The following is a 5970-nucleotide window of genomic DNA, read 5'->3' as shown; positions in this document are numbered from 1 at the left end:
GAGATAAAGGAATGTGACTGGAGTTCAGACGTGTGCTCTTCCGATCTTCCCGTGTAATCCTGAGCGTAACAGGCACGCGGTGCACTCGCACCCCCCAGACGTCTGCGGGCGATATCTCCCTCGCCGTTGCGGCTAAAAGGCAATCCGATCCGGTTGCACCAGCGGATCGCTTCGGGAGCCTGTTCACACATAAAAGCGATCCGCCCCTCATCCCCCAATCCTCCGGAAGAGCGGAGGGTATCGGCGATATGCGACGCAATCGTATCGTCACCGCCTAAAACGGCGTTCATCCCCCCCTGCGCCATTGAGGTTTGCGACCGCGTCGGCAACGTTTTCGAAGCGACGATTACTTCCGCACCCGCTTCATGCGCCGCTAACGCACTCACCAATCCGGCACCGCCGCTTCCGATAATCAATACTTTGGCCATAGTTTGACTCCTTGTTGGCGGGATTGTACCCCATCGGGTGTTAGCGATCTCTCAAAAATCAATACTAATTTTTTTGCTACAATACCCATCAAAAAAAGATAATGCAAACTTTATTCTCTATCCTCGGTATCTACCTTTTTATCGCCGTCGGTTTCGGTGCGAAATGGGCATTCAAAGAAAAAATAGACGACCGTACCATCACGCTGCTCAGCGTCTATTTTCTACAGCTTTTTCTGACGTTCTGGGGATTGCTCAAACGCCCCATCGACACGGCGCTTTTGTTTGCCCCCTCTCTTTATCTGGCGATCACCGTTGCCTCTTTGTTATTGATGATACCTCTTGCAAAACTCCTGTTTCACGACACCAAAGAACGCTCCATCGCCACCGTCGCGGCACTGATCGGCAATACCGGAAACCTGGGTATTCCTCTAGCCATCGCGATGTTCGGGGAAGAGAGCATCCCCTATACTACATTGATCAATCTGGTCAATGTTTTTGTCGTCTCTACGGTAGGGGTATTTTATTATTCGCGTGGAGAATTCGACGTACGCAATTCGCTGCTCAACATTCTCAAGCTACCCGTTCTCTGGGCCGCTATAGCGGCTATCGCTCTTAACCTAATCGGCTATCGTCCCAGCCCGGCTGTCGACAAGACACTGATGATGGGGGCATATGCCTCGATGACGATGCAGCTGATATTGTTCGGGATTTACCTGTACGGGATTAAAATGGGAGAGCTGAAAATCCGTTTGACCCTTTGGGTGAACGGGACGAAATTTATCTTCATCCCCCTGATCGCGTTCGGAGTCTTAAGTGCGGTAGAGATGGATCCGATGGTAAAAGGGATTTTATTTTTGGAACTTCTCGTCCCGATGGCGGTTGCTAACGTCAATTTGGCATCGCTCTATCACTGCACTCCCCGAACCGTTACGATTCAGGTCTTTATGACATCCGCTATCTTTTTAGGGATCGCGCCGATCTTACCGACGTTACTCCATTTATTTTAAACGGATCAGCGAGAAACGTTTTTAGCGTTTTTGTCTGCGTACATCGATTGATCCGCCTTCCGAAACAGCTCATCGAACGAATGTCCGATATCTTCGCTGTAAACCAGTCCGTAACTGCACCCGATCACGATCATACCGTGATCGACGACCAGCGGTGTACTGCGTAGCTCTTCTTGAATCTGCAATGCAATCAATTCGGCATCGATAGCCTGCGTATGCGGAAGCAGTGCCAAAAACTCGTCACCGCCCAGCCGGAAAACATAATCGCGCCCTTTGAGGTTTTGCAAAATAACGTTGGCAAAGCGTTTGAGGACTTCATCCCCCACGTCGTGCCCGTATCGATCGTTGATCGGTTTAAATTTGTCCAAATCAAACAACAGCATCGATGCCGCTAAAGGACTTTGAGCATAACGGGTCAGCACTTCATTGAGTTTAAGACGATTATATACTCCGGTCAGTTCGTCTTTTTCCGCCGAATGTTTAATCGTTTCAAACGAATCGGCAAGTTCTCCCCGTAGTTTATTAAATGCATTTTTAAGATGATCCAATTCGGCAATCGTCGTATTAACGACAACCTCTTTGCGTAAATCTTTATGCGACATAATCGTATCGACCTGGGTGACGAAATCGTCCAGAGGAAGGATAAACTGTCGTTTAAGCATTCTGTATAGAACAAAGCTAATCGATAAAAGGGTCACGATAAAAATAGCCGTCATCATCTTCACTAAATAACCGCTACTGACCGAAAAATCACCCAACGGAAATACCAGTTCCAATACTCCGGCCGTATTTCCGATATCCGCATTGATATGACACTGCAAACAGGCATGCTCGAATTTGATCGCATAACGGTATCGGATCATCCCCTCCTCCGCCAAGGATATCTCATCTTCGTTGATCATCCGAAACGGCTTTTGCTCCGCACGTTTACCGTAAAGAGCTTCAACCAAAGGGCCGCGATACAGCTCAACGTGCATCTTATCCTGATCTTGATTGATCCGTTGTGTCATCATATCGATTTCACGTTCACCCCACCCGTTTTGCATAGCGGTGTAAAACATTGTGAAAATCAGCCGTCCGGTCTGCTTCGTCTGCTCTATTACGGGATTGTTACTCGTTTGGGAAACCACTATCCAATAGAGGACAAATAGAATAATTCCCATTCCTGCCGATCCGGCGACTACCCGTTTGACAAACGAACCGAACCGTTTTACGTTTTTATCTTGACCCACTGTCCCTCTTTGTTTCTAGCTCTTATTATAGTATTAGCACTCTATAGATAAAAACCGGATAAAACAAAGAAACTTGGCTGTTTTAAACGCGAAAACTGCGGATATTCTCGATTGTCGATTCGATGAGGCGCTGCCGTGCTTCGCGCGACGTCCAGGCGATATGGGGAGTGATATAGAGACGTTCGGGATGCTGAATACTCAAAAGCGGGTGAGGCGTCTGCATCGGTTCGCGTGAGAGTACGTCCAATCCCACAAAAATCGGTTTCACATCGATGATGACCGAAAGGGCGTCTTCATCGACGATTCCTCCCCGTCCGAGATTGAGCAGTACGGCGCCGTCTTTCATCTGTAACAGTTCGGAGTGTGAAATCAGGTTCTCCGTCGAGGCATTGAGAGGAGCATGGATTGAAATAATGTCGCTGTTTTCAATCAAACGGCTGAGTGTCGTTTTTTCGAACTCTCCGTTGTCGTTTTGACCTGACGTTGAATAATAACAAACGTTAGCCCCGAAAGCTTTAGCGACGTTTGCCACGCCGCGACCGATTTCGCCAAGACCGATAATTCCCCACGTTATGCCGCGCAGTTCGCTGAAAGACGGGCCGATATGGGCAAATACCGCCTCTTTCTGCCATCCACCGCTTTTAACGTATTCGTCATAATAACGGCTATGTCCCATCAGGTAAAACAGCATACTGAAGGTATGTTGTACAACAGCGTCGGTCGAATAACCCGCGACGTTTTTAACAGTAATCCCGCGACGTGCGGCGGCTTCATGGTCGATGTTATTCATCCCTGTTGCCGCGACACAGATGAGTTTGAGAGAGGGTGCGGCTTCCATCACGGCATCATTAATCACTACTTTGTTAGTGACGATCACCTCAGCATCACGAACACGTTCCGGTGTCTCTTCGGCAGATGTGGTGGAGTATACACAAACAGCGCCTAATGCATTAAACCCTTCTAGCGATGTATCACCGTAGGTTAGCGTATCAAGTAAGACAATGTTCATGCGTCTTTGATCCCTTTGATCAACTTTTTCGCTTTTTTGAGCGCTTTATTCACTTTGTCAAACACGAGGACAACCGCCATACGGCGACCGACATGCGCTTCCGGTTTTCCGAATACACGGACAAAACTGTTGTCGTCAAAAAGTTCATCAGCCACATCGATGACCGGCGTATGCGATTCAACCGTGGATTTAAACGCCGCGCTCGCACCGTCACCATAGAAGGTAAATCCGAGAGGAAGACCCAGCACCGCACGCACATGGAGGGCAAATTCGCTCTGGCTTTGGGTAATCAGCGTCACCATCCCCGTATCATGCGGACGTGGACTTACTTCACTGAAATAGACCTCATCGCCTCTCACAAACAACTCAACCCCGAACAACCCTTTTCCGCCCAATCCGTCGGTAATGGTTTTCGCTATTTTTTGAGAACGTTTGAGCGCTTTTTTGGACATCTCCATCGGCTGCCAGCTGTAGATATAGTCACCGTCTTTTTGGATATGCCCGATCGGCTCGCAAAATACCGTCTCGACTCCGTTACGCGCCGTTAGCAATGTGATCTCGTAATCAAATCGGATAAACTCTTCGACGATCAGCTCGCTTGCATCGCCGCGCGCCTCTTTGGCCATCTCCCAGGAAGCCGGTAAATCCTCAGGACTCCGTGCAATACTTTGTCCGTGCCCCGAACTGCTCATAACCGGTTTAATCACGCACGGAAATCCGACATCTTCCGCCGCAGTGCACATATCCTCATACGTACTCACAAAATGGTAACGGCTTGTTTTAAGCCCTAACTCTTCCGCAGCAAAACGGCGGATATTTTTGCGGTTCATCGTTTTGTTGACCGCTTCGGCATTCGGGATAACGCAGAACCCTTCGGCTTCTGCCGTAAACAACGCATCGATACTGATCGCTTCGATTTCAGGGAGAATGAAATCCGGCTTCTCTTTACGGATTATTTTTAATACCGCCTCTTTGTCTTGCATGTTCACTACATGGGAACGGTTAGCGACGAGGTGTGCCGGAGCATGTGAATAACGATCAACGGCGATCACTTCGATCCCGAGACGCTGAGCCTCGATGGCCACTTCTTTTCCGAGTTCGCCGGAACCTAACAACATGATTTTTTTGGAATTGCTTTTGAGAGGTGCGCTAAAGAGCATGGGATAGCCTTGTGCAGAAATGTTTACACGAAGTTTAGCATAGGGTTCGTAAAGGATTGGTTAGGGATGAAATGTGAATAAGAAGGGAAGGGTATAACCCAAGCGCCGAAGCGCGAGGATTACAGGCGAGATTCGTAACGTCGCATCATATACAGACGTTTCAACATCTTTTTGCGAGCGCTGATTTTGAATTGTTTACGCTTTTCAGTCTCTGTAACGTGGTTACGACGAGCACGGGCTTCAGTAACAATCAGATTACGATCTGTTTGTTTTTTGAAACGGCGGTAAGCAGCATCAAAGTTATCATCTTGTCTAAGAACGATACCAGGCATGCAATCACCTACTTTCTATTTAAAATTTTTGAATCCGAATTTTACCATAGTTTTCTGAGAAGAAGGCCATTTTTTATCCTATTATTGGCTATTATTACTTCAATAAGGAAAAGTCACCTCACGGGAGAAATTCGGATGCACCCTCGAAAAAGGCTTATATGGCTCATATTCATCGGAATGATGGTTCCTCCGATGGCATGGATATTTTTACTTGCATTTTCCCATCTTTTCACCATTGAGGAGCTTTTATCGATTCTCCTTTCCGCACCGATGATCGTCTACATGGCGATCGCTACGACTGCGATGCTGGTCGGATTCAACCGAGCCCTTACATCTATCGAAAAGGCTATGAACTCTTCCGTCCAAGGGAATGACGAAACGGCTAAAACCATCTCCCGCCTTCCATACTGGTTTTTATTCGGGCAATTCCTCTACACCTTTTTCGGCCCGACGGTGGTGTTGATCGGAAAATCGTTTATCGCATTTGACCGGTTTATTCTGGCGCAGATGGCTGTTCTGCCGCTGCTGCTGCTGTTCATAATTCCCGTTTTTATCCTTTTTGTTATCCGCCTTGAAGAGTGGGTCGTCACGATTCCTCTAAGCGAACGATTCCCGTTTATATCCTTCGGCAAGAAGATGGTTTTGGCCATTTTCACGACCATTTTGGGCAATATTATCCTGCTGGTGCTTCTCAATGCGATCCTCTATGTCTCGTTTCCTCAGCTCGATCTCAAAACGCTTCTGATCAAAAACATTGCGGTGGCGCTCATCGGCCTTATTATCTCCGCCCTCAATATAACCC

The 5970-nt window shown here is 47.8% G+C and carries 6 protein-coding genes; 2 read left to right on the top strand and 4 right to left on the bottom strand.

Going from position 1 to position 5970, the window contains the following annotated elements; translation table 11 throughout:
• Positions 1-529 precede the first annotated feature (529 nt).
• Positions 530-1435: an AEC family transporter gene (locus tag Q0389_RS07150; RefSeq protein WP_298693149.1), complete on the top strand. Its 906-nt coding sequence runs from the start codon at positions 530-532 to the stop codon at positions 1433-1435.
• A gap of 5 nt (positions 1436-1440) precedes the next feature.
• Here the strand turns inward: Q0389_RS07150 and Q0389_RS07145 are convergent, their stop codons facing one another.
• The 4 genes from Q0389_RS07145 to rpsU all read right to left on the bottom strand — a co-directional run bounded on the left by Q0389_RS07145 (position 1441) and on the right by rpsU (position 5168).
• Positions 1441-2667 (bottom strand): diguanylate cyclase, encoded by a 1227-nt coding sequence (locus Q0389_RS07145; RefSeq protein ID WP_298693146.1) that lies wholly within the window; start codon positions 2665-2667, stop codon positions 1441-1443.
• A gap of 82 nt (positions 2668-2749) precedes the next feature.
• Positions 2750-3676 carry a D-2-hydroxyacid dehydrogenase gene (locus Q0389_RS07140; protein WP_298693144.1) on the bottom strand — a complete coding sequence of 309 codons (927 nt, stop codon included), beginning with the start codon at positions 3674-3676 and terminating at the stop codon, positions 2750-2752.
• Positions 3673-4836, bottom strand: coding sequence for a formate-dependent phosphoribosylglycinamide formyltransferase (gene purT, locus Q0389_RS07135; RefSeq protein WP_298693142.1), 1164 nt, complete (start codon positions 4834-4836; stop codon positions 3673-3675). The genes Q0389_RS07140 and purT overlap by 4 nt, the downstream gene beginning before the upstream one ends.
• A gap of 119 nt (positions 4837-4955) precedes the next feature.
• Positions 4956-5168 carry a 30S ribosomal protein S21 gene (gene rpsU / locus Q0389_RS07130; protein ID WP_015652475.1) on the bottom strand — a complete coding sequence of 71 codons (213 nt, stop codon included), beginning with the start codon at positions 5166-5168 and terminating at the stop codon, positions 4956-4958.
• Between the two features lie 192 nt (positions 5169-5360).
• Between rpsU and Q0389_RS07125 the strand changes: the two genes are divergently transcribed.
• Positions 5361-5970 (top strand): hypothetical protein (locus Q0389_RS07125; protein ID WP_298693140.1); only part of this gene is annotated, 610 nt, incomplete at its 3' end.

The sequence above is a fragment of the uncultured Sulfuricurvum sp. genome (genome assembly GCF_937936435.1).
GTDB lineage: Bacteria > Campylobacterota > Campylobacteria > Campylobacterales > Sulfurimonadaceae > Sulfuricurvum.
This window is presented reverse-complemented; position numbering and strand designations above follow the sequence as displayed.